The sequence below is a fragment of the Vibrio sp. 10N.222.48.A3 genome, from assembly GCF_041475345.1.
In the GTDB taxonomy this organism is placed as follows: Bacteria; Pseudomonadota; Gammaproteobacteria; order Enterobacterales; family Vibrionaceae; genus Vibrio; species Vibrio tasmaniensis_A.
Genome location: NZ_JBFRVX010000247.1, coordinates 1 through 379, shown reverse-complemented (window position 1 = coordinate 379; position 379 = coordinate 1). Strand labels below are relative to the sequence as shown.

Genomic DNA, 379 nt, shown 5'->3' with positions numbered 1-379 from the left:
ATGACGCTATCGAAACCTTATTATTTTCACATACAAAAAGAGCCGCCTAAGCGACTCTTTTTATCAATAAGTTTGTGTGAAGCTAAGCTGTGACGTGGTGAGTGCAAGGAGGAGGCACGGAGCTTACGTTAGTAAGTGAGTACCTCCGACACTACAATCATCCGTTACAGCAACGATTCACCAGACTTAGTCTATTTTACCGTGACACTGTTTGTACTTCTTACCACTTCCACATGGACATGGTTCGTTACGACCCACTTTACGCTCATCGCGTACTACCGTTTGTGGAGATGCCGCATCCGCTTCATCGTCAGCTAGCTGGTTTTCAGCCGTTGCATGTTGTGCTTGTGCACGACGCGCCGCTTGTTCAGCTTGAGCT

Annotated in this window: 1 protein-coding gene; it reads right to left on the bottom strand. The window is 47.2% G+C overall.

The window, feature by feature from the left end; genetic code table 11:
• Window positions 1–186: 186 nt before the first annotated feature.
• Window positions 187–379 (bottom strand): SEC-C metal-binding domain-containing protein (locus AB4653_RS08310; RefSeq protein WP_372103802.1); only part of this gene is annotated, 193 nt, incomplete at its 5' end.